Here is a 24,811-nt window from a genome sequence, read left to right on the forward strand (position 1 = left end):
CCGACGGGAGCCCTACCTGCTGCAACACCGGCCAAAAATCGTCAACGCTACAAACCGTCACGTCGCGGGCCGGGTGCCAGATGGCGGGCATACCAAGGCCGCTGAGGCACCCTGCTGGCCAGGCGATCGCCGTCTTCTTCAGGGCTGAAAATGACCTGCAAGGCCAGCTTCATGGTCTCGATGTCCAGTTTCCCGGTGCCGCCGCCATTGCCCAGCCCCCAGGCACCGCAACCTTCACGCGAAGGCCCCAACCAAGGCTCGGCCACACGCACCCAGCGCCCTGGCGCAAACCACGGAATGCCATCGATCATCTTCGGCTTCACTTCCCCCGGGTGCGCCTGCTGGTGGGCCAGGTACCAATCGTTCAGGCGGTCGTCGATCCAGCCATGAAAGGCCCAGAACACCGGGTTGACGTGGGAGGAAAACGGATCGCCGAGGAAGTCGTTCTCGGCGCGGAACCAGCGTTCGGAAAAATCGTAGTTGCGACGCCCGTAAGGCATCGGGTAATCCGAGTTCGGGTCACGCCCCAGGGATGCCCAACGCATGTGCAGCCAATCGTGGATCCCCAATTCGATGCGTGAACCCAACTCTCCCAGACACAGGGTGCTGAGGTATTGCGGATCATGCAGCTGGGCCTCCCACAGTTGGAAGTTGGCGTGCAGCCCCTGGCTGCTCTTGACGTAGTACAGCCACTGGCTGAAGGCTTCATCGCCGGCCGCCTGCCAGTTGGGCGGGACGCTGTAGCCGTCGCGATTGTCGAGGTAATCGAAAAACGCCTGAACACCCTGCCCGATCGATGGACGTGCCGCAGGCAGGCTTGCCCAGGAACGCAGGTCCTGGACCTCGCGCACGCCATGCAGCATGTGCCGATGCATGAACAGAAAATCCTCGCCGGAGCCGTTGCGATGGCGATCATGCCCGCGTGCGTTGCGCTCCTTGCCCAACGGGCCGACCTGCCAACCCAGCGCACGCACCATCTGCCGCCGGGACTCATCGATGCGGTGCCAGCGATCGCGGCTGGCGTGCCAGAGCTGGTGATAGTAGCGACGCTGCGGTGAAATCAGGTCCTCGTGCAGGGCCGCCACGTATGGCAGCCGCTCACGCGCCAGAACGAACGGTCGGCGGACGGCGACAAAGCTCGCTTGCGCCCCGGAATGCCCCGCCTGCGTCCCTGCCAGGCGTACGTGCCCACTCAGGGTTGCGCTGCCTCCACCCTCGCTCCAGTCGCCCCATATTTCATCCAGCACGACATCGCAGTCATAGGCCTCGCCAGAACCCGCCATCATCTTCAGTTGCACCTTCGGCAGCCGGTCGGCAGCCAGCGGGCCGTATACCTGCAAACCCTGACCGCCATAGGGCGCAGTACCCAGGTAGCCGCGCACGGCACGGGCACCCTGCCCTACGTCGAGCAGCAGCTGCTGCGGCCGGGCAAGCTCGGCCAGTGCCGGGTGATCGCTCGTCATGCGCCAGTCCCAGATCCCGACCAGGCGTTCACCTAACAGCGCATTGGGCAGGTCATCGACCGGCACCGCAGGCTCGTCACTGCTCAGCTCCGCTTCCTCGGCCCGCTGCCACGCCTGCCGTGCGTAATAGCCGGCAGGCAGTGCTACACCGGCGGCCACCAGGCCCGCCAGGATCTTACGACGTGACACTTTCATCCACTGTACTCATGACGTGACTCCTGCTGCGAAAACGAATGGTTGAGGGAGCGATTTAGAGGGTTGCTAAATTCTCTTGGGCTCGGCTCGTTTCACCCAGCAAGTTCGAACGGCATGGGGCCGTCGTGCAGGCGGTCGAGTACGCAATGAAGAAACAGGCTTTTTTTTCGCGCAGATGGCCATGGGCTTTGGCACTTCTGCTCTTGCTCCTGGTGGCCGCAGGCGCCTGGTGGTATTGGGTCTACCTTGCCAAACACCCCTACGGCCGGGAAATCGAACAGCGGGCCAACGCCCTGCAGGCGCGCATCCCGGCCCTGGATGCGCACCTTGACGTGCCGCTGAGCTATGGCACCGATGGCGAGGAAGCAAACCGTGACGGCCCGACCCAGTTCGACCTGGTGAAAGCCGCCAAAGGCCGCCTGAGCGGCGCCTCGATCGCAATCTGGTCATGGCCGGAGTTCTGGAGTGGGCCCAATTGGCCGCACCGCCCCACACCCGGGTTCGAGGCGGCGATGGCCAACGAACTGGAAGTTCGCTATCGGATCATCACCAGCATCGCCAAGGACTACCCTGCGCAGGCCGGCATCGCCTACACCCCTGCCGACTTCCGCCGGCTGGTCAGTGAAGGCAAGTTCGCCATCATCATCAGCCTGCTCAACGCCGCCCCCCTTGGCGACGACATCGACAAGCTGGACCACTGGGCCGCACGCGGCATGCGGGTGTTCGGGCCAGGCTACGTCGGCAACAACAGCTGGGTCGACTCGGCGCGCCCACTGCCCTTCCTGGGCGATTCGGTCGACCCGCTGGGCGGTCTTTCCGACATCGGTCGTCGCGCCATCACCCGGCTCAACGACCTTGGCGTGGTCATCGACGTCTCGCAGATGTCCAGCCAGGCCCTGACCCAGGTAACCCAGCTGAGCCGCGCACCGGTCATGGCCTCGCACACGGGGGTGCAAGGCATGATGGACATTCGCCGCAACCTCAGCGACGCGGACCTGGCACACATCAAGGCCACCGACGGGCTGGTCAACATCGTGGCCTACTCCCACTACCTCAAGCCGTTCTCGCGCCCGACCATCGAAAAGATGAACGCGTTACGCGCCAAGCACGGCCTGCCAGACGTACAGAACCAAACCCAGATGGGCACCACCACCGACCCGGTGTTCTCGATCTGGTCGGAGAAAAAGTTCGGTGAATACCTCACGCCGTTCTACGACATCCTCGGCGCCGAGCCCGAAGCGACCCTCGCCGACTACGTCGACTCGATCGACTACGCGGTGAAGAAGATCGGTATCGACCATGTCGGCATCAGTTCCGACTTCAACGACGGCGGCGGTGTGGTTGGCTGGGAAAATGTCAGCCAGAGCCGCAACGTCACTGCCGAACTGATGCAGCGCGGCTACTCCGACGAAGACATCGCCAAGCTCTGGGGCGCCAACTTCCTGCGTGTGTGGGAAGCCGCCCAGAAGGCCGCCAGGCCGGCCCCTCCTCCCGTTGCCCACTACCCGTAAGGAAACCCATGAAACGGCTGACCTCACTGATTGCCCTCGGTTGTCTCTCGCTGTCGCTCGAAGCCCTCGCTGCCGACCCGGCTGCACCGGGCAAGGTTTTCAAAGACTGCAAGGATTGCCCGGAAATGGTCGTGCTGCCTGCCGGCAGCTACGTGATGGGTACCCCCGATGACGAACTGGGCAAACAGGACGATGAAGGTCCGTTGCACACTGTGACATTCGCCAAGGCGTTCGCCATGAGTCGCTTCCATGTGACTGCCGGGCAATGGCAGGCCTATGCCAAGGAAACCCACACGGTGCTGCCCGACGGCGACGACCGCCCGGGGCGGCTGTGCAAGAACGGCAAGCCCAGCTACCCGCAAGGCCCGACGCAGCCTGCGGTCTGCATGACCTGGGATGAGGCGCGCGGCTACATCGCCTGGCTCGCCAAGAAGACCGGCAAGCCCTACCGCATGGTCAGCGAGGCCGAACGCGAGTACGCCGGCCGCGCCGGCTCCACCGGCCCCTTCCCGTTCCCCTTCGACCAGGAAGGGGAATATCAGATCAGCAAGCATGCCAACACCTACGGGCCGCGCGATGGCTTCACCTACACGGCACCGGTCGGCAGCTTCCCTGCCAATGCATTCGGCATGTACGACATGCATGGCAACGTCTACGAGTGGGTCGAGGACTGCTGGCATACCGATTATGTCGGCGCGCCCACCGACGGCAGCGCCTGGACCACCGGTGGTACCTGCACACACCGGCAGATTCGCGGCAACGACTACCTGGAACCGCCCATCTTCTCCCGCTCGGGCAACCGCAACGAGCGCGAACCCGACGTGCGCGGCGACTGGCTGGGCTTTCGGGTAGCCCGCGCCCTTCAGGACGGTGAACCCAACTGACAATCCACAGGGAGAGTGACCATGCCCACCTTGAGCAGACGCCGTTTCGTCGCCGCCGCTACCTTGACCGGCCTCGCCCCCGCCATGCCCGCCTGGGCGGCAGACGCCGCGAGCGACCCACCGGCGGACGACGCCATCATCCACCTGGATTACAACGAGAGCCCGTATGGCCCCTGCCCTTCGGCACTCGCAGCAATGCACCAGGGTGCTCGCCAGAGCGGCCACTACTTTCCGGAACACGAATATCGCCTGGCTGAGCTGTTCGCCCGGCAAAACCAGGTACCCGAAGACCATGTGGCTGTCTTCTGCGGCTCCCGCTCGCCGTTGCAGTACGCCTTGGCTCGCCACGCCGAAAAGCGCAGCGTGGTCACCGCCGCGCCGACCTATGACTCGGTGGCCAATGGCGCCAGGGCTGTCGGCGCAACCGTGCATGAGGTGCCGCTCGATGCCCGTCACGCCCATGACGTACGCGGCATGCTTGCCGCCACCCGGCAACCCGGGGTGCTGTACCTGTGCAACCCCAACAATCCCACGGGCACGCTGACCCCACGCGCCGACATCGAGCACCTGGTCACCCACAAGCCGGCAGGCAGCCTGGCGATCATCGATGAGGCCTATATCCACTTTACCGACGCGCCCTCCTGCCTGCACCTGGCGGTCAGCCATGACAACGTCATGGTCCTGAGAACGTTCTCCAAGCTCTATGGCATGGCCGGTGCCCGCCTGGGGCTAGTGGTCGGCAAACCGGCATTGCTCGCCGACCTGCAACGCCTGAACGGCTACAACTTCGTGCCACTTGCCGCCGCCATGGGCGGCATCGCCAGCCTGCAACAAGAAGGCCTGGTCAGTGAACGAAAACACATCAATCGAAGCATTCTGCGGAACACTATCGAGGCCCTGCAAAAGGCCGGCTACCGCTGCACCGACGCCCAGGCCAACTGCTTCATGGTGGCCCTCGGCCGCCCCGCCAAACCTGTGATCGAGGCACTCGCGCAACGCAACATCCGGGTCGGGCGGGTATTCAAGGCGTGGCCGCAGTGGATGCGTGTCAGTGTGGGTACGCCGGCGCAGATGCAGGCCTTCCTGAAGGCGTTTCTTGAAGTCATGCACGGCTGAGGTCAGCCGCCTAAATCCACCCTCCGCGGCTTCGTTTAACACCTACCCAACAGCAGCGCACGCAAGGCGCTGCTCCCCCCGCCAGCGTCGGCTGATCTACTCAGGAGCACATCATGTCCCAGCCCACCCGCGGCGCCGTGCAGGACCTCTTCGCCCTGCTCAAGCCGTTTAAATACACCGTCGCGCTTTCCGTCATCCTGGGCATGGTCGGCGGCCTCAGCATCACCTTTCTGCTGGCCACCATCAACCGGGCCCTGCACGACGATTCCGGCCTGACCCAAGGCGTGGTCTGGGGCTTCGCCGGGCTTTGCCTGGTGGCCCTCGCCAGCTCGGTGTTTTCCGACATCGGTAGCAACCGAGTGGGCCAGCACATCATTGCCGCCTTGCGCAAAACGCTGGGCGAGAAGGTGCTGTCGGCCCCCATCGAACAAATCGAGCGCTATCGCAGCCATCGGCTGATCCCGGTGTTGACGCACGACGTAGACACCATCAGCGATTTCGCCTTCGCCTTCGCGCCCCTGGCGATCGCCCTGACCGTCACCCTGGGCTGCCTGGGCTACCTGGCCATGCTGTCCTTGCCCATGTTCCTGCTGATCCTGACCGCTATCGCCCTCGGCACCGTCGTCCAGTACATCGCACGGGCCCGGGGCATGCAGGGGTTCGTCGCGGCGCGTGATGCCGAGGATGAGCTGCAACGACACTACAATGCGATCGCCGGTGGCGCCAAGGAGCTGCGCATCCACCGTGCTCGCCGCCAACGCATGTTCAGCCGCAACATCCAGGGCACGGCCGACCTGATTCGTGATACCCAGATCCGCTCCATCAATACCTTCGTCATCGCCAAGACCTTCGGCTCGATGCTGTTCTTCGTGGTCATCGGCCTGGCGCTCGCCTTGCAATCGTTATGGCCCAACAGCGACAAAGCGGTCATGAGCGGTTTCGTCCTGGTGCTGCTGTACATGAAAGGCCCACTGGAATACCTGATAGGCACGCTGCCAATCATCAGCCGCGCCCAGATCGCCTTGCGCCGGGTTGCCGAGCTCTCCGAACGGTTCTCCTCGCCAGAGCCGCACCTGCTGCTCGAAGACAAGGCCAGCCAGCTGCCCGCCTTGCGCACCCTCGAGCTGCGTGATGTGCGCTTTGCCTTCCCCCCGGTCGACGGCAACGCACCGTTTACCCTGGGGCCGGTAAACCTGCAGATCCGCCAGGGCGATATCGTTTTCATCGTCGGCGAGAACGGCTGTGGCAAGACCACCCTGATCAAGCTGCTGCTCGGCCTGTACCCGCCGCAACAGGGCGAGATTCGCATCAACGACCAGCCCATCACCGCGCAGGATCGCGACGATTATCGCCAGCTCTTCACCACCATCTTTTCCGATTACTACCTGTTCGACGACCCCTTCCTGGGCGCCAGGCAGGTGCCAGAGAGCGCCGAGGTCTATCTCAAGAGGCTTGAAATCGCACACAAGGTCAGCATCCGCGACGGCAGCTTCACCACCACCGACCTCTCGACCGGGCAACGCAAGCGGCTGGCGCTGATCAATGCCTGGCTCGAAGAACGCCCGGTGCTGGTGTTCGATGAGTGGGCTGCAGACCAGGACCCGACCTTCCGGCGCATCTTCTACACCGAACTGCTGCCCGAACTGAAACGCCTGGGCAAGACAATCATCGTCATCAGCCACGATGACCGCTATTTCGATGTCGCCGACCAACTGGTGCGCATGGCGGCCGGCAAGGTGGTCGTCGAGGCGTGCGTCGCCTGATGCAATAAAAGCGAAACATTTGCATTCCGGTTTGTCATCAGCCGTGCGTCATACCCCTAGTCACCCTAAAAAAAGATCTGCCCAGCCTATCCACTCAACATCTACAACGAGCACCGAAATGCCCACCCACCTTCGATTGAATCACCTGACCCGGGCGCTTGGCCTTCGACGCGCATTCAACGCCCAACTGCCAGCACTGGCCCTGAGCCTGGCCCTGCCCTTGGCTGCCCAGGCGCAAGATCAGCAACTGACCTTGAATATCCCGGCACAGCCCTTGAACTCGGCGCTGAAGGCATTTGCGGAGCAGACCGACGTGCAGGTGTTGTATGAGCCCGATGCCGTACAGAACCTGCGCTCAGGTGCGTTGAGCGGCCGCTACAGTCTGGATGAGTCGGTACGCGTGCTGCTTAGGGAAAGTGGCTTGCGCTATCAGTTGCGCGACAACACCCTGACCTTGCAGGCGGCCTACGAAGGTGGCAGCGCGATGCTACTCGATGCCACGAGTATCCAGTCCAGAACCTTGGGTGCCACGACCGAGGGAACAGGGTCTTACATCACCGGTTCCACCAATACCGCAACGAAGCTGGCCCTGTCGCCTCGCGAAACCCCACAGTCGGTCAGTGTGGTGACGCGTCGCCAGATGGACGACCAGAACATGCAGTCACTCGACGATGTCGCGCGCGCTGCCACCGGTATCAATACCGTGAAGGACTTCGGTACCGAGCGTTCGCGTTACTTCTCACGGGGTTTCCAGGTCAACGACCTGCAGTACGACGGTGTGCCAAGCAGCATCTCGGAAAGTTTCTCCATGGACGTCACTTCGGTGAACAACATGGCGATCTATGATCGGGTCGAGATCGTTCGCGGCGCGAACGGCCTGATGCAAGGCGCCGGCTCGCCCTCGGCAGCGATCAATCTGGTGCGCAAGCGCCCGGGCGATACCTACCAGATGAAGGCCGAGATCGGCGCAGGGTCCTGGGACAACTACCGCGGCCAGATCGACGTTGGTGGCCCGCTCAATGCCGAAGGAACCCTTCGCGGGCGCACGGTCATGCTCTACAGTGCCGGCAACAGTTTCGTGGACAGGGCCAACAAGGACAACCAGCTGTTCTATGCGATCGGCGAAGCCGACCTGAGCGACTGGACAACGGTCAGCCTGGGTACTGTGTTGCAGAAGGACAACAATGGCGGATATGACTGGGGCGGCTTGCCAACTCAGAAAAGCGGCAGCTTTTACCCCTTCTCCCGATCGACTTCCTTCGCGCCGGGCTGGGCACACCTGAACAAGATCAACCGCACCGTGTTCGGCGACGTTCGCCACGAATTCAACGAGGACTGGAAGCTGACCGTGAACGGCAGCATGACCTGGTCCAATGCTGACTTCCTGGCCTTGTACGGCACCAACGTGGGCAACGACCAGCTCCAACTGCGTACCAACGATACCAAGTACGACGACGAGCAGATCAGCCTCGATGCGGCGCTCAATGGTGCGTTCGACCTGTTCGGTCGCAAGCACGAGCTGGTCTTCGGTGCTACGGCACGCAAGGATCGCTTCATTAACGAATCGCGTTACAACAACAACCCCACGACCGTCGACATTCTCGATTTCGACCCTCACCTGGTCGCCACCCCTACCTACAGTGGCGAGCGCGAGCAGTACCGGGCGGTGCGCAAGGACAAGGGGGTTTATGCCGCGACGCGCCTGAACGCTACCGACGATCTGCACGTGATCCTGGGCAGCCGCCTGAGCTCGGTGAAGTACGAGTCACCGGATGAGATGGAACCGTTCGAGGAAAAGAACAAGATCATCCCGTATGGCGGCATCGTCTACGATGTCACCGACAACACCTCGGTCTATGCCAGCTACACCGAAATCTACCAACTGCAGGCCAACTATGGCCTGGATAACAAGTTGCTCAGCCCGATCACCGGCACCAACTACGAAGTCGGGATCAAGAACGAGTTTCTGGGTGGCCGCGTCAACACCGCCATCGCGCTCTTCCAGGTAGACCAGAGCCACATGCCCCAGAAGATCAACGGAGATGGCAAATGTGGCCCAGGCGGTGCCTCCAGTTGCTATGAGGAAGGCGGCAAGGTACGCAACCGTGGTTTCGACATCGAGGTCGGGGGTGAGGTCCTGCCGCAGTGGAACGTGATGGCGGGGTACACCTACAGCCATCCCGAGTATGTCGCCGGCGCCAGGAAAGGTACTGACTACTCGACCGAAACGGCCCCGCAACGACTGTTCAAGGTCGCGACCAACTATCAGTTGCCTGGCCGCTTCCAGGACTGGAGAGTCGGTGGCAACGTCTACCACCAGAGCAAGATCTACCTGGGCGATGTGAAGCAGAGCGCCTACAACCTTGTCGATCTCAACACGCAGTACAAGATCAACAACAACTTGAGCGTGCAACTCAACCTGAACAACGTGTTCGACAAGAAGTACTATTCGTCTGTCTTCAACAGCAACCTGGGCAACTACTTCGGCGCACCGCGTAACTTTGGCCTTACCCTGCGCTACGAAAACTGAAGCCGCTGGGCTGACCTTAGCCCGGAATGCAAAAATCCGATGCCCGGAAACGAGCATCGGATTTTTTGCGTCCCGGCCAACGTTATCGGCTGCCGATACCTTCGGCCTGCAACCAACGGCGCACGCCGACGGCCAGCTGGTCGTAGACCTCCGTGACTTCCGGCACGATGGACAGTGTTCGCAGCAGATCGTGAGTCAGGCCCTCTGCCACGATACATTCAACGTCCACCCCGGCCTGCTCAAGCCGCGCCGCGTAGGCCTTGCCTTCATCCAGCAGCGGGTCCAGGCCTGCCAACAGAATGATCGCAGGTGCAAGCCCCGCAAGCTCATCCGCCAGCAACGGTGAGAAACGCCAATCCCGGCGGTCTTCGTCGGACTGCGCGTACTGCGCGTAGAACCAGTCGAGTGTCTCGTCTTCCAACAAATACCCTTCACCGAACACGGTGTGCGACGAACGCTTGCAGCTTGCATCCGTTATCGGGTAGCACAGCAGCTGGCCAACAGGCGTTATCGCCGCCTGCGGGCCCTGCCTTGCAGCTTCGATCGCCAGCGCAGTGGCCAAGGTGGCACCTGCGCTGTCGCCGGCGAACACGACCCGGGCCGGGTCGAGCCCCAGGCGGCGACCCTGGGTCGCCAGCCACTGCACGGCATCTGCGCAGTCCTCGTGGGCCGTCGGAAACCGGTGTTCCGGGGCAAGCCGGTAACCGACCGAAAGCACCGCGCAACGGGTACGCCCGGCAAGCTCTCGGCATACGCCGTCGTGCGAATCCAGGCTACCCACCACGTAGCCCCCACCGTGGAAATACAGCACCACTGGCAAGTTCGCGCCCGCGTCAACCGAGGGTCGGTAAAGCCGTAACGCAAGCGAACTGCCATCGCGCACGACAGCCGCCAGGTCTTCGACCCGCAGATCCCAAGGCACGGGCCAGCGCAGTCGTTGCGAAGACGACTCGAAGGTTGCCCGTGCCTGGGCCGGAGAAAGCGTGTGCAGCGGTTTGATATCCAGGTTCAAGCCAGCCAGGTCGAGGAAGGCTTCCAACGCGTTATTCAACATGAAACTCCCTAAATGTTCGGCGCTGCTGTTCCCGGCCGTCAGGCCGGGACAGTCACGTCCACACAATGTTCGATCAGTGCCACCAGCTCGCGCTGGAACTGTTCCATCAGCCGCTCTATCGTCTCGGCTCTGTAGCGGCGTTTGCTGTAGATGCAGCGGAACGAGAGCACCCCGTCGTAGACCTGCCCTACCGTCTGCAGCTGGTTCACCAGGTTGGCATCGGCGTGGTAGCAATCGCCCGGATCGTCGGCGGCTGGCTCCAGCAACGCATGCTCGTCGAAGTGCTGATCGAACTGCCCGAAGTAGTTGAAGGTGACCTCGGCCTGGGCACCTTCAAGCAGTTGCCGACGCATCTCACCCGAACCGAACTGGCGCAAGACCGCGTAGCCGATACCCTTTTCGGGGATGGCTGCCAGCTGCCGCTGCGTGCTGCGAATGGCTTGCGCTGCCGTGTCGTCCAGGCGTGATGTGAGGCGGACCGGGAACAGGCTGTTGAACCAGCCGAGGGTACGCGAGACATCGACGCCCTCGAACAGGTCCTCGCGGCCATGGCCTTCCAGTTGCACCATCACCGCCTCTTGGCCGGTCCAGCGGCCCAGTGCACGCCCGAGCGCCGTCAACAAGATGTCATTGACCTGCGTGCCATAGGCAGCCGGCGCCTGCTTCAGGAGCTGCGTCGTTTGTTGCGGCGTCAGCCGGAAATGGCTCACCGCCTGTTGGCTGGAGTGATTGCGACCGCGCGGGTTGTCGCAGGGCAGCTTCCCGGCGCAAGGACGAACCTGATCAAGCCACCAGGCGCCCTGCTGCGCTTCAATGGATGTTGCCTCGGCCTGCAGGCGCTCGACCCATGATCGGTAGCTGCTGGTCCGTGCAGGCAGCACAGGGTCTGTTCCAAGGCAGCACGCCGCATAGGCAGTCTGAAGGTCCTCGAGGAGAATGCGCCATGACACACCGTCCATGACCAAGTGGTGAAGGATCAACAGCAACCGCGCCTGCCCATCCGGCAGCTGGATATGCAGGGTGCGCCAGAGTGGGCCTTGCGCCAGATCGAGGCTGCGTTGCGCCTGGTTGGCCAGTGCCGTCATCGCCTCCATGCTCTCGACACGGTGCAGGTTCAGCCTGGGCGTCGTGCTACCGGAAGGCTCGCCATAGCACTGCATCCACTGCCCGTGCGGCTGGGAGAAACGCAGCCGCAGCGCGTCGTGATGCAGTTCGATATGCTGCAGCGCCTGCTCAAGGGCGACGAGGTCCAGGGCCGCCCGGGGCCTGAGCATCAATGCCTGGTTGAAATGGGCCGGATCGGGCAGCTGCTGCTCGAACATCCACTGCTGGATAGGCAGCAGGTTGAAAAGGCGCTGGTCGACCTCTGTCGACAGCTGCGCCTCAACCACCGCAGGCGCGGCCTCCCAATGGGCAACGATCGCCTCGATCGTCTGATAACGCATCAAGTCGCGCAGCTTGAGGTCCAGGTCAAGCTGCGGATGGTTTCTGACACGAGAGACGACTTGCAGGCTGAGGATGGAGTCCCCTCCCCGCTCGAAGAAATTATCGGTGATGCTCAAATCGTCGACCTGCAGAACCTGCTCCCAGATATCCACCAGGATCGATTCCCGCTGGTTTCTCGCTGGCTGGAACTGCGTCGAAACGAACTCGGGTTCGGGCAATCGCAGGCGGTCGATCTTTCCATTGGGCGTGACAGGGAATTGCGCCAACTCGATCAGGTAGGCAGGCACCATGTAATCGGGCAAGTGGTCGGCCAGGCGCGCCTTCAGTTCGCCAGCGATACCCGCCTTCTCACTGACAACGTAGCCTACAAGCTGTTTGCCTACCGGGCTTTCCCTGACTACCACCAGGGCATTGCGGATGCCAGGCTGCGCCCGCAGGCACGCTTCGATTTCACCAAGCTCGACCCGGAAGCCACGCAGCTTGACCTGATGGTCGGCACGCCCCACGTAATCGACCAGCCCATCCAGGCGCTGTCGGACTACGTCGCCACTGCGGTACATGCGCCCGCCCTCGCCAGCCGGATCAGGCACGAAACGTTCCGCCGTCAGGCCCGCACGGCCATGGTAACCACGGGCGATGCCATCACCGCCGATCATCAGTTCACCGGCAAAGCCAATACCAGACGGATTGAGGTCATTGTCGAGGATGTGCAGCGTACGGCAGCCGACCGCATGGCCGATGGGTGCATAGGCAGCCTCGCAGCGTGCGCCGCCGCCCGCCTTCCATAGCAACGGCGTGACCACGGTCTCGGTCGGGCCATAGCCATTGGTGAACAGCCGTGGCCTGAGTGCAGCCTTGACCTGCTCGAAGGTCTGCTCGGGCACGGCATCGCCGCCAAAGCAGTAGATATCCACTGGCGGTGGCTCGTGCCCCGCGTCATGCACTGCTTCTGCCAGCTGTTTCAGGTAGGCGGGAGGGAAGCAGGCGATCGTGATTTCATGCTGCCAAAGTGCCTGAAGCGTCTGTTCGGCGGTCCACAACTCGCCATCGCGAATAACCAGAGCGCCCCCGCTCGCAAGTACGCTGAGCCAGCGCTCCTGGGCCCCATCGAAGGCGAAGGACATGAAGTGCAGTTCTCGCGTAGCAGGCCCCATTTCATAGAGGCGCATGATCGCCTGGCAATGCCGGCTCAGAGGGCCTTGAGACACCGCGACGGCCTTGGGCCTGCCGGTGGATCCCGATGTATAGATCAGATAGGCCAGGCAACGCTCGTCCACAGCAATGTCGACGAACGCCGGGCCTGCATCGGCAGGCTGCGCATCAGGCGCGAGAACGGGCAGGTGGCCATGCTCCGGCAGAGCGTCGCGGCACGCTGGCCGGGTGATCATCAACGACATGCCTGAATCCTGGATCATCCAGGCCAGGCGCTCCATCGGATACTCCAGGTCCAAGGGCACATAGGCGGCGCCTGTACGCATTACGGCGAGCAGCGCGACCACCAGCTCCGCCGAGCGTTGCAATGCCACCCCAACCACCGTTTCAGGTCCGGCACCGCTTGCCTGCAAGGCAAGCGCCAGGCGCCCCGAACGGCGGTCCAGCTCGGCATAGCTGATGCGCTCATCCCCGCAGACCAGGGCGATGGCATCGGGGCGATCGTGGGCGTGCTCGATGATCAGCTCTGCCATCCGTTCCGGGCGGTAGCTTGCCAGCGCTTGCGTGGCAGTTTCGGCGACAGGGGCGCGCTGCGCAGCGGGCACAATGTCCAGGTTGCCAAGGCGTGCCTGCGCATCCTGCAGCAGGGTTTCAAGCACCGACTCCATGGTCTGGCGAATACCGTCGACCGCCTGTTCGCTGAACGCATTGCGCAGGTAAAGGTACTCGATCATCAGCGTATCGTTGAGGTGAACCGCAAGGTCCATGGGGAAGTTGGTGACCCCCACGTCATTGGAATCACCAAACTCCAGACCTGCCTCGGGCGCCTCACGCAAACCTTCGTCGATGGGGTAGTTCTCGAAGACGATGATGCTGTCGAAGAGTTTCTGCCCCGGCACGGCCGACCAGCGTTGAACCTCGTTCAACGGCGTATGCGACCAGTTGCGCAGCTCGACGTTGTAGGCCTGCAAGGCCTGCAGCCAGTCCGCCAGGCGCATCTGAGGGTCCAGCGTCTGCGACACAGGCAAGGTATTGATGAACAGGCCCAAGGTGGTATCGGCATCCTGCAGCGACTCTGGGCGCCCGGCCACGGTCGCGCCGAACGTGACGTTGCGCTTGCCCGTGTAGCGCTGCAGCAGCAGAAGCCAGGCGCCCTGGATCAAGGTGTTAGGGGTAATACGCAACGTTCGGCAGTACTGCTGAAGGCGTTTGGTCCATGCGGCGTCACGCCGGGTATACAGCGCGTGGTGGCCCGGTTCATCCGAAGTGTGCCGTGGGTACACGGCCTGACTGAGCGAGGTCACCTCGCTGTGCGCCAGGCTGTCGCGCCAGAACGCTTCCTGACGAGATTTGTCCTGCGCCTGCAACCAGGCGATGAAATCGCCGTAGCGGCCGCTGGTGCCAGTGACCGGTTGGCCGGCGTAATGCTGCATCAGTTCGGCAAACAGCCTGGACTTGCTCCAGCCATCCATCAACAGGTGATGGCTCGTCCATATCATCTGGTAACTCGAAGACGTCAGTCGAACCAGAACCATGCGGTGCAACGGCGCCTGCGTCAGGTCAAAACCTGCCACCAGTTCCTCACGCGCGACCTCACCGGCCACCCTGTCCGGCGCTGCATCCACCCGGGCGTCGATTTCGCGCATCGGCATGTGCGCCTGGGCGTGCACGATCTGTACCGGCTCATCCAGCCCGACCCAGTGGAAACTGGTGCGCAATACCTCGTGCCGTGCGATGACCGCTGCCCATGCGCCGACGAACGCCTTGATATCGAGCCCGCTGATTGGCAGGCTGACCTGGTTGATGTACAGATCATTGCCGCTGTCTTCAATCGAATGGAACAGCATGCCCTTCTGTGCAGGCGACAGCGGGTACATGTCTGCGATCTCGGCGATCGGAACCGGCAGCTCGTCCAGTTGCGTCTGGCTGAGCGAACACAGCGGGAAGTCGGACGGGGTGGCCCCTGCGACACCTGGCAGGGTGCAGTGCTCGATCAGCGCCAGAAGCTCCAGATGGAACGCTTCAGCCAGGCCTTGAATGGTGGACTCGCTGAAACGCCGTGAGCTGAAGCACCAGTCGATGCGCAACCCCTCCGGCCATACCCGAGCATCGACCGACAGACCGGTGCCGCACGACGATTCACGCCCTTCCCCGTTCTTCAATGGCTCGAACAGCACGTTGGCCAGCGCCTTGCGGTAGCTGAAAGAGCACTGCGGCACCGGCAATGCGGCCAAGGTTTCCCTGCTGGCTTCGTCTCCCAGATAGCGTAACGCGGCGAACGACAGGCGCTTTTCGGCAGCCGTACGCAACTGTTGCTTGAGCCCCTTGATCGCGCCATCCAGCGTGGTCTTGTCAATGTCGAGCACGACAGGGAACGGATAATCCAGGCAGCCAACCGTGCGGCCCAGGTCGACACCCGAGCCTGCCTGGCGACGGGTATCAGCCTGCACGCCAAGGAAGACCCTGTCCTGGCCTGTCCAGCGGGCCAGCACACGCGTCAGCGCGACCAGCAGCAGGTCGCCGGGCTCGGCGCGGTAGGCTGCGGCGGCCTGCTCTGTCAGGCGCCGGGTCAGGTCGATGTCCAGCCAGGTACCGAACGTTGCACTGTCGGCGGGCGCCCCTGCTTCTCGTGGGCTGCCAACCAGCTCGTGACTGATCCCGGCCAGTGCCTTCTGCCAATGGATCAATGCGCTCGGGGCATCCTCGAGCGAGGCATGCACGGAATACGCCCAGCTCTGAACCGAGGTGGACTTGGCAGGAAGCGCCACAGGCTGCCCTGCGTCGAGCTGCTCGCAGGCCAGGCGCAGATCCTGCAGGACGATGTCCCGGGATGCCTCGTCCATCGCCAGCGCATGGTTTACCAGCAGCAGCCGTTGGCTGCCATCTGCCAGCGTCGCCAGGACTGCCCGGACCAGGATGCCTCTATGCACATCGAGGCTGGCACTCGCCTGCCTGGCCAACGCATCCAACTGTGCCGGGTCCTCCACAGCTGCAAGCCACAGCACGGGTTCCTTCTGCCAAAGCGCCTGGTGTTCGGAAAGCGGCACACCGTGCGCCTCCTGCGCCACATTGAACGCCAACCGCAACCCGTCGTGGTGCGCCAATACGGCCTGCAAGGCCTTTTCCGTCGTGTCGGGGTCAAGCGCACGGGTGGGCCTGAGCGTCATCACCACGCTGCCAGGCGCATCACCGTTGCCCTGCAGTTCGAAAAAGCGTGCCTGGGCGGGCAGCAAGGGCACCTTGCCGATGATCGGCCCCTGGTCGAGGGTCGACGTGCCGCCGTCATCCTGCTCTGCCACGCACGCCAGCCCCTGGATGGTCTGATGCTGGAACAACTGCTTGGGCGTGAAACGTATACCTTCCCGGCGGGCCCGACTGACGACCTGGATCGACACGATCGAGTCGCCTCCAAGCTCGAAGAAGTTGTCGGTGATGCCCACTCTTTCAAGCTTCAGCACATCGGCCCAGATGCTCGCGAGCTTCGCTTGCAGCGCGCTCTGCGGCGGCACGTAGGCTTTCTGCTGCTGGCTCACATCCGGCTTGGGCAGCGCTTTGCGATCCAGCTTGCCATTGGGGGTAAGCGGCAAGGCCTGCAGCGACACCAGGTAGCTCGGCACCATGTAGTCGGGCAATGCCGCTTTGAGATGTTGCAGGATTTCCTCATGACTGGCCGCCCCTTCCTCAAGCACCAGGTACGCAGCCAGCTGCTTGGCATGGAGCCCGTCGATGTCGATCACTACCGCCTCGCGAACACCCGGATGCTCAAGCAGGCTGGATTCGATCTCGCCCAGCTCGATGCGCAAGCCACGGATCTTCACCTGATGATCGATACGCCCCGCGTACTCGATCACGCCCCCTGTTCGATAACGCGCCAGGTCACCGGTGCGGTACAGCCGCCCCCCACCCTGCTGGCTGGCATCATGAGGGTCCGGGACGAACCGTTCGGCGGTGAGGCTCGGCCTGCGATAGTAGCCTCGCGCCAAGCCGACACCGCCCAGGTAGAGCTCGCCGTTCGCGCCATGAGGAAGCGCAAGCAGATCGCGGCTGAGAATGTGCGTCTTGAGGTTGTCGATGGGCGTGCCGATCGGGACGCTGCCCGGGCACGATGGCCGGCAGGTCCAGTGGGTTACGTCGATCGCAGCTTCGGTAGGGCCATAAAGGTTGTACAGGCTGGCGTGTGGCAATCGGGCCAAGGTCTGCTCCGACAGATCGGCAGGCAACGCCTCGCCACTGCAGACGACACGTCGCAAGGTATCGCAGCGCTCGACATGCTCGCAGGTCATGAAGGCCTGCAACATCGATGGCACGAAATGCAACGTCGTCACGCCGTGCCTCTGAATGGTGCTCACCAAGCGCTCAGGGTCGCGGTGGTCACCCGGTTGCGCAAGCGCCAGCCTGGCGCCGGTCAACAGGGGCCAGAAGAACTCCCACACCGAGACGTCGAAGCTGAAGGGGGTCTTTTGCAGGACCGTATCAGTGGCGCCCAGACCATAGGCCTTCTGCATCCAGACAAGGCGGTTGACCAATGCCTGGTGCGCGTTGGCCGCACCTTTCGGTCGCCCTGTCGAGCCCGAAGTGTAAATCACGTAGGCAAGGTGTTCGGGGTGGGTGAGGTGCACGGGATCGTTGGCGCTGAAAGCCGTCAGCCAACTGTCGTCGTCATCCAGCACGATGCTGCGCACACTGGAAGGGATCGGCAGGTGTTCGAGCAACGCACGCTGCGTCAGCAGTAACCCGATACCGCTGTCGTCCATCATGTAAGCAAGCCGATCCCTCGGATACTCAGGGTCGAAGGGAACGTAGGCGCCGCCGGCCTTGAGGATAGCCAGCAGGCCCACGACCATTTCCAGCGAGCGTTCGACCGCGATGCCGACCAGCACGTCGGGCCCTACCCCCTGCTCGCGCAATGCGTGAGCGAGGCGGTTGGCGCGCTGATTGAGCTGTCGATAGGTAAGCTGCTGTTCGCCGAACAGAACGGCCGAGGCATCAGGTGTTTCGCCTGCCTGCGCCTCGATCAACTGATGCACGCTCCGATCAGCGGGATAGGGTGCCTGGGTGTGGTTCCAGTGTTCGAGAATTTCCTGCTGCTCATCGGCCGCGAGCAGGGGCAGCTCGCCGATCCGTTGCCGAGGATGGTCGACGATCGATTGCAGCAGGTTGATCCAGTGCCGCGCCATGCGTTGCACGGTTGGCTCATCGAACAGCGCCGTGGCGTAATTGAGCTCTGCCGAGATACCTTCGTCGTGCTCGACGGTGTTCAGGGTCAAGTCGAACTGCGCCGTCTTGCGTTGCCAGGCAATGTTCTCGACCAGCAAGCCAGGCAAGCTACGCCGCGTACCTGCGGCGACTTTCTGGTGGTTGTACATGACCTGGAACAGCGGGCTATGGCTCAGGCTGCGCTCAGGGTGCAGCGCCTCGACCAGTTGTTCGAAAGGCAGGTCCTGGTGGGCTTGGGCATCCTGCGTCATCTGACGCGTCTGGGCCAGCAGGTCGCTGAAGTGCACAAGCGAACCGAACTCGGCCTTGAGCACCTGGGTGTTGACGAAAAAGCCGATCAGCCGCTCGGTTTCGACACGGTTGCGGTTCGCGACCGGGATGCCGATGCGGATATCATCCTGCCCACAGTACCGATGCAGCAAGGTCTGGAAGCTGGCCAGCAGCAGCGTGAAGAGTGTCGCACCCTGCTGCTGCGCCAGTTGCTTGAGGGCATCGGCCAGACGGCGTTCGACCTCAAGGTGCACGCTGGCGCCCTCGAAACACTGGTTCGCTGGGCGCGGGCGGTCGCTGGGCAGCTCGAGAACCGGGTGCTCGGTACCCAGGTGCTGCTTCCAGAATGCCAACTGTCGTTCCTGCTCCCCCGCTTCCATCCAATGCCTTTGCCAGATGGCATAGTCGGCGTACTGGATCGGCATCTCGGGAAGCGCGAGGGGCTGGCCCATGCAGTGATGCGCGTAGTGCTGGATCAGCTCTTCGACCATCAGGTGCATCGACGAGCCGTCAGTGGCGATATGGTGCAGCGTAATGATCAGCACATGATCATCTTCTGCTACCTGTAGCAACCTGACTCGAACAGGCCGTTCGTGCTCAAGATCGAAAGGCGCGCGGGCCTCGGCCTCTACAAGCGCCTGCAGGCGCTGTTCAAGATCGATTGCCGGTTCGCGGTCTACCTGCTCGACATCGAGCGTGAACACGCTTTGTGGATGAATGATCTGCACCACCTGATCGTCGTTCAGACCAAACGTGGTTCGCAGGGTCTGGTGGCGTGCCTGCAGTGCCTCGAAGCTCGCGCGTAACGCCTCGCTATCCAGTTCGCCCTTGAGCCTCAAGGCGACTGGCAGGTTGTAGGCAGATCCCTGGGGGTCCATCTGCCAAAGGAACCACTGGCGCTGCTGGGCAAACGAAACCGGGATGACGTCGAACAGTGTTTGAACGCAGGGCACTGGCAAGTTGGCCGGAGAAATGTTCTCGGCGTGCATCTTCTGCAGATACAGCTTGCGCTTGGCCAGCGGCAGCGTGACAAAACGCTTGGCGATTTTCAGCGCGGCATCATTACTCATTCATTCACCTCGAACTCTTCAAAAAGCCTATCCAGACGCTGCAGTTTTTCGTCGAAAGCCGACGCATCGCCGATGGATTCGATGTATCTGGCGAAATCGCCCAGGACCGGGTGTTGGAACAGCACGGCCGGTTCCACGGTCAATCCCAGGGAAAGTTGCAAGCGCGAGAGCACCGACAGTGCCAGCAGCGAATGCCCTCCCAGGTCGAAGAAGTTGTCATTGAGACCGACCTTCTCGACATTCAGCAGCTGCGCCCAGACGGCAGCGATCTGCTGCTCGACCTCGCTCTGCGGCGCGACATGGCCTTGCTGCGATACGCCAAGGTCAGGCTGGGGCAAGGCTTTGCGGTCGAGCTTGCCGTTGGGCGTCAGCGGCAGCGCATCGAGCCAGGTCAGGTACGCGGGGACCATGTAATCCGGCAAGGACGCGCGCAGCTGTTCGCGCAGGTGCCGACGCAAGGCGCTGCGCTGTTCCTCCGTCGCGACCGCTTCGCCGTTCGAGACCAGGTAGCCGGCCAGTTGCTTGCCGCCAGGGCCATCGATGTCGATGACCACCGCCTCGCGCACCGCAGGATCATCAATCAGCCTTGCCTCGATCTCGCCCAGTTCGATGCGATAGCCCCGCACCTTCACCTGGTGGTCGATGCGGCCCACGTACTCGAGCAGGCCATCGCTGCGATAGCAGGCCAGGTCACCCGTACGGTACAGCCTGCCACCGCCCTGTCCGCTGCGGTCGTAGGGGTCCGGGACGAAGCGCTCGGCGGTCAGTGCCGCACGGCGCTGATACCCCCGGGCCAGGCCATCGCCACCGATCATCAGTTCCCCGGCCATGCCGGCCGCGGCTGTCGAGAGATCGTGCGCCATGACCTGCAAGGTGGTGTTGGCGATCGGCTTGCCCAGCAACGGCAAGGGGTGTTCGTTGTCCAGGCAGTACGCCGCCGACCAGATCGTCGTTTCGGTTGGCCCGTACAGGTTCCAGATGCGCCCGCACAACGGCAGAAGCTGCTCGGCCAGGTCGACAGGCAGTGCCTCACCGCCACTGATGACCTTACAGCCACGCAAGGTCTGCGCCGGCAGCGCCTGCAGCAGCATGCGCCAGGTCGACGGTGTGGCCTGGATGGTAGTGATGGCGTGGCGCTCGATCACCGCCTGCAGCGCCGACGGGTCTTTGTTCTGGCGCTCGCCGAGCAGTACCACCGAAGCCCCGGCCAACAGCGGCAGGTACAGCTCCAGGCCAGCGATGTCGAACGACAGCGAAGTCAGCGCCAGGACCCGGTCGCTGGCGTCGATCCCAGGCTCGACAGCCATGCTGGCGAGGAAGTTGACCAGTGCCTGGTGGCGTACCTCGACCCCCTTGGGACGACCGGTGGAACCGGAGGTGTAGATGCAATAGGCAAGATGCTCGGGATGCTGCACGATGCCGAGATTCTCGCCATCGAAGCCTTCGACCTGATGCCAGTCGCTGTCCAGGCACCAGGCCTGCGCGCCGTGCGTGGGCAGCTGCGGCAGCAAATGACTGAGGGTCAGCAACAAGTGCGCCCCACTCTGCTCCATCATGTACGCCAGGCGCTCGCGGGGGTATTCCGGGTCCAGTGGCACATAGGCGCCGCCGGCCTTGAGAATCGCCAGCAGGCCCACGACCATTTCCACCGACCGTTCGACGGCAATCGCGACCAGCACATCTGGCCCGACGCCCAAGGTGCGCAACTTGCTCGCCAGCCGGTTGGCTCGCTGGTTGAGCTCACGGTAGCTCAAGGTCTGTTCGGCAAACCGCAGTGCCGGGGCCTCAGGGGTACGCGCAACTTGCATTTCGAACAGCGCGGGCAGGCAGTGCGCCTGCGGGTACTGCATCTGGGTACGGTTCCAGTCGTGGACGATGCGCTGTTGTTCCTGGTCATCGAGCATCTGCAGTTCACCGACAGGGGTATCGGCGTGTTGCACCAGCGCGTGCAGCAGATTGGCAAAGTGCCGGGCGATCTGTTCGACGCCGGTGTCGCCGAGGTGGCTGCGGTCGTAGTGGTAATGAATCGTCAGCGCATTGCCCGACTCGATCATCAGCGTCAACGGATAGTTGGTCCGCTCGCGATTCTGCGTGCCCGAAAACACCAGGCCTGCGCTGGAACCCTGCTGCAGGACTTCACCGACCGGGTAGTTCTCGAACACCAGCAACGTGTCGAACAGCTGCTCACCGGCCGAGCCCGCCCAACGCTGAATGTCATAGAGGGGCGTGTGCTCATGTTCGCGCATGCTCAGGTTCTGCGCCTGCAGACGTTCGACCCACTCCCCCACCCGCAGGTCAGGCTGCAGCCTGCCAGCCACCGGCAAGGTGTTGATGAACAGGCCCAACTGCTGCTCGACTCCACGCAGGTCTGCCGGCCGTCCGGCAACCGTGGCACCAAATGCCACGCCTTCCTGGCCGGTATAGCGGTGCAACAGCAGTAGCCAGGCGGCCTGCAGCAAGGTATTGACCGTCACCCGCCGTTGCCTGGCAAACGCGCTCAACGCCTGGAAGCACGCCGGGTCGAGCGTCTGATGATGTTCGCCATGGCCAGTGTCAACGCGGCTGCGATCCTGACGCAGCGCCTGAGCCAGGCGCGTGGGCTCGGTGAGGTGCAGCAATTGCTGACGCCAGAACGTCTCGCTCTGCCCGGCGTCCTGGCGCTGCAGCCACTCGATATAGTCGCGGTAGCGGCCTGCCGGGCGCTCCAGGGCAACGCCTGCGTAGTGTTGCAGCACCTCGCCCAGCAGCTGCGCATTGCTCCAGCCATCCATCAGGATATGGTGGCTGGTGAAAATCAGGTGATGCCGGCCGCTGCCTGTCAGGATGGCCGTCAGTCGCAGCAACGGTGCGGCCTGCAAGTCGAAGCCACGCCGACGATCCGCCTCGGCCCAGGCATCCAGACGCCCCTCGAGGTCGTCCTGGTCGGCCCAGTCAAGCACCTCGAACGGCAACTCGACCTGCTTGCGAATCACCTGCACCGGGCGTTCCAGATGGGCGACGAATGCGGCGCGCAATACGTCGTGTCGATCCAGCATTGCCTGCCAGGCGCGCTTGAAACGCTCGATATCCAACCCCGACACGTTGACTCGCATCTGATTGACGTACTCACCCTGGCCCTGCTCGAAGACCGTGTGAAACAGCATGCCCTGCTGCATGGGCGAGAGCGGATAGATGTCATCGATTGCGCCCGCCGGGATCGGCAACGCATCCAGCTGGGCCTGGTCCAGCGCAGCCAGCGGCACATCGGACGGTGTCAGGCCGACCGCGCCCTGGCTGACGCAATGGTCGATCAACACCTGGAGTTCGGTCACGTAGTCGTCGGCCAGGGCCTGGACCGTGGCGCGGTCGAACATGGCCTGGCTGAAGGTCCAGGCCAGGCTCAACTCACCGGCATAGACCTGCCCGTTGATCGACAGCAGGTTTTCCAGCAGGGCCTCGGCAGACTGGCTTGCGCCGCTGCTTTCGCTGGCTGGCTGCAGGAATCGCTCGGTGCCCGGGCCCGCGCCTTCGGCAAAGGTACTGTCAAGCTGCCCCAGGTAATTGAAGGTGATGGGGGGCACTGGCAGGCCAGCCAGCACATTGTGCGCGTGCGAATCTCCAAGATAGCGCAGCGCGCCATAGCCGATGCCCTTGTCGGGGATGGCGCGAAGTTGCTCCTTGATCTGCTTGATGGAGGCGCCCAGGTCCGCCGCAGCGGTCAGCTTCACGGGGAAGAGGCTGGTCAGCCAGCCGACCGTCCGCGTCAGGTCGACTGCATCGAACAGGTCTTCACGGCCGTGTCCTTCCAGTTGCACCAGCACGTCTTCGCGTTGGGTCCAACGGGAAACCACCCGGGCCAGTGCGGTCAGCAGCAAGTCGTTGACCTGGGTGCGATATGCCGTCGGCGCCTGTTGCAACAGCCGTAAGGTCTGCTGCCGGTCCAGGCGCACATGCACCGTCGCGCCGTGGCGGCCATACAACGATCCATCCGCCCTGTCCAGAGGCAGTTGCGGGTCAACCCCTTGCAACTGCGACTGCCAATAGCCGAGCTCTGCCTGCAGCGCATCGCTTTGCGCGTAGGCCTGCAGCCGTTCGGCCCAGGCTTTGGTCGAGGTGGTCTTGGCGGGCAACACGGCAGGCTGACCTGCCACGTGACGGTCATAGGCGGTTTGCAGGTCTTGCAGGAGAATGCGCCAGGACACGCCATCCACCGCCAGGTGATGGATCACCAGCAGCAGGCGCTGGCTGCCATCGGGCAGGGTCGCCAACACACCGCGCAACAGCGGCCCCTGTTGCAGGTTCAGGCTGCGCTGCGCGTGCTCGCACAGGGCGTGTAGCGCGTCCGGATCGGTCAGGGTCTCGGCCCACAGCAACCCGGCCTCGACGTCGCCCGGCGCACAATGAGCGGCGTGCCATGCGCCCGCGCCCTGGGGTGGCGTGAAGCGCAGGCGCAACGCATCGTGATGCTCGAGCAGCGTGTGCAAGGCCTTCTCCAGCGCGGTGCTATCGATGACCTTGGTCGAGTTCAGCAGGACCGCCTGGTTCCAGTGATGTGGCTCGGCGATCGACTGCTCGAGAAACGCCTGCTGGATCGGCAGCAAGCGTGTCTCGCCGATCACCGGCGCCTGGTCGATCTGCGGACCGTTGCCTTCCATGCGCGTGGCCACCGAGGCCAGGTCTTGTACGGTCTGATGCTGGAACAGCGCCTTGGGCGTGAAGCGGATACCGGCCTGCCTTGCCCGGCTGACGACCTGGATCGAGATGATCGAGTCCCCTCCCAGTTCGAAGAAGTTGTCCGTCACGCCGACCTGATCAAGCTTCAGCACCTCGGCCCAGATCGTCGCGATCTGTTGCTCCAGCGCGTTGCGCGGGGCCACATAGCTGTCCTGCAGCACACTGGCATCGGGCTTGGGCAGGGCCTTGCGGTCCAGCTTGCCGTTGGCCGTCACCGGCAGGCGTTCGAGGAACAGCAAGTGGGTCGGGACCATGTAGTCGGCCAGGCCGAGCCTGAGGTGCTCGCGCAGTTCGCCGCGCAGCGCGTGCTGTTGCTGTGGGTCGCTCGGCAGGTCGCCGGCCATGACCAGGTACGCGGCCAGTTGCTTGCCACCCGGCCCGTCGATGTCCAGCACCACCGCCTCGCGTACGCTCGGCTGCTCAAGCA

The 24,811-nt window shown here is 63.2% G+C and carries 9 protein-coding genes; 5 read left to right on the plus strand and 4 right to left on the minus strand.

Annotation, left to right across the window (positions count from 1 at the left end):
* Nucleotides 1-47: 47 nt before the first annotated feature.
* Nucleotides 48-1,658, minus strand: coding sequence for a hypothetical protein (locus FHW75_RS20990; protein WP_025753266.1), 1,611 nt, complete (start codon nt 1,656-1,658; stop codon nt 48-50).
* 146 nt (nt 1,659-1,804) lie between these two features.
* Here FHW75_RS20990 and FHW75_RS20995 point away from each other — a divergent pair, with 146 nt between their 5' ends.
* From FHW75_RS20995 to FHW75_RS21015, 5 genes are all read left to right on the plus strand, one after another.
* Complete coding sequence (locus FHW75_RS20995) at nt 1,805-3,169, plus strand: dipeptidase (protein WP_050580620.1); 1,365 nt, start codon at nt 1,805-1,807, stop codon at nt 3,167-3,169.
* Between the two features lie 8 nt (nt 3,170-3,177).
* A complete protein-coding gene (locus FHW75_RS21000) occupies nt 3,178-4,053 on the plus strand; it encodes a formylglycine-generating enzyme family protein (RefSeq protein ID WP_019096330.1) in 876 nt (291 codons plus the stop codon).
* A 21-nt stretch (nt 4,054-4,074) separates the two neighbouring features.
* Nucleotides 4,075-5,169: an aminotransferase class I/II-fold pyridoxal phosphate-dependent enzyme gene (locus tag FHW75_RS21005; protein WP_183674455.1), complete on the plus strand. Its 1,095-nt coding sequence runs from the start codon at nt 4,075-4,077 to the stop codon at nt 5,167-5,169.
* 113 nt (nt 5,170-5,282) lie between these two features.
* The gene (locus tag FHW75_RS21010) at nt 5,283-6,932 is read left to right on the plus strand and encodes a cyclic peptide export ABC transporter (protein ID WP_016711670.1); all 1,650 of its coding nucleotides are present in this window, start codon (nt 5,283-5,285) and stop codon (nt 6,930-6,932) included.
* A 118-nt stretch (nt 6,933-7,050) separates the two neighbouring features.
* A complete protein-coding gene (locus FHW75_RS21015) occupies nt 7,051-9,462 on the plus strand; it encodes a TonB-dependent receptor (protein WP_019096332.1) in 2,412 nt (803 codons plus the stop codon).
* An 82-nt stretch (nt 9,463-9,544) separates the two neighbouring features.
* On the opposite strand, the gene FHW75_RS21020 is transcribed toward FHW75_RS21015, so the two are convergent.
* From FHW75_RS21020 to FHW75_RS21030, 3 genes are all read right to left on the minus strand, one after another.
* Nucleotides 9,545-10,516 carry an alpha/beta hydrolase gene (locus FHW75_RS21020; RefSeq protein WP_027615101.1) on the minus strand — a complete coding sequence of 324 codons (972 nt, stop codon included), beginning with the start codon at nt 10,514-10,516 and terminating at the stop codon, nt 9,545-9,547.
* A 38-nt stretch (nt 10,517-10,554) separates the two neighbouring features.
* Nucleotides 10,555-19,671 (minus strand): non-ribosomal peptide synthetase, encoded by a 9,117-nt coding sequence (locus FHW75_RS21025; protein ID WP_183674459.1) that lies wholly within the window; start codon nt 19,669-19,671, stop codon nt 10,555-10,557.
* A partial coding sequence (locus FHW75_RS21030) for a non-ribosomal peptide synthetase (protein WP_183674463.1) occupies nt 19,668-24,811 on the minus strand: 5,144 nt, incomplete at its 5' end. The genes FHW75_RS21025 and FHW75_RS21030, both read right to left, overlap by 4 nt.

Origin of the sequence: Pseudomonas sp. OG7 (genome assembly GCF_014192825.1) — a bacterium.
GTDB classification, from domain to species: domain Bacteria; phylum Pseudomonadota; class Gammaproteobacteria; order Pseudomonadales; family Pseudomonadaceae; genus Aquipseudomonas; species Aquipseudomonas monteilii.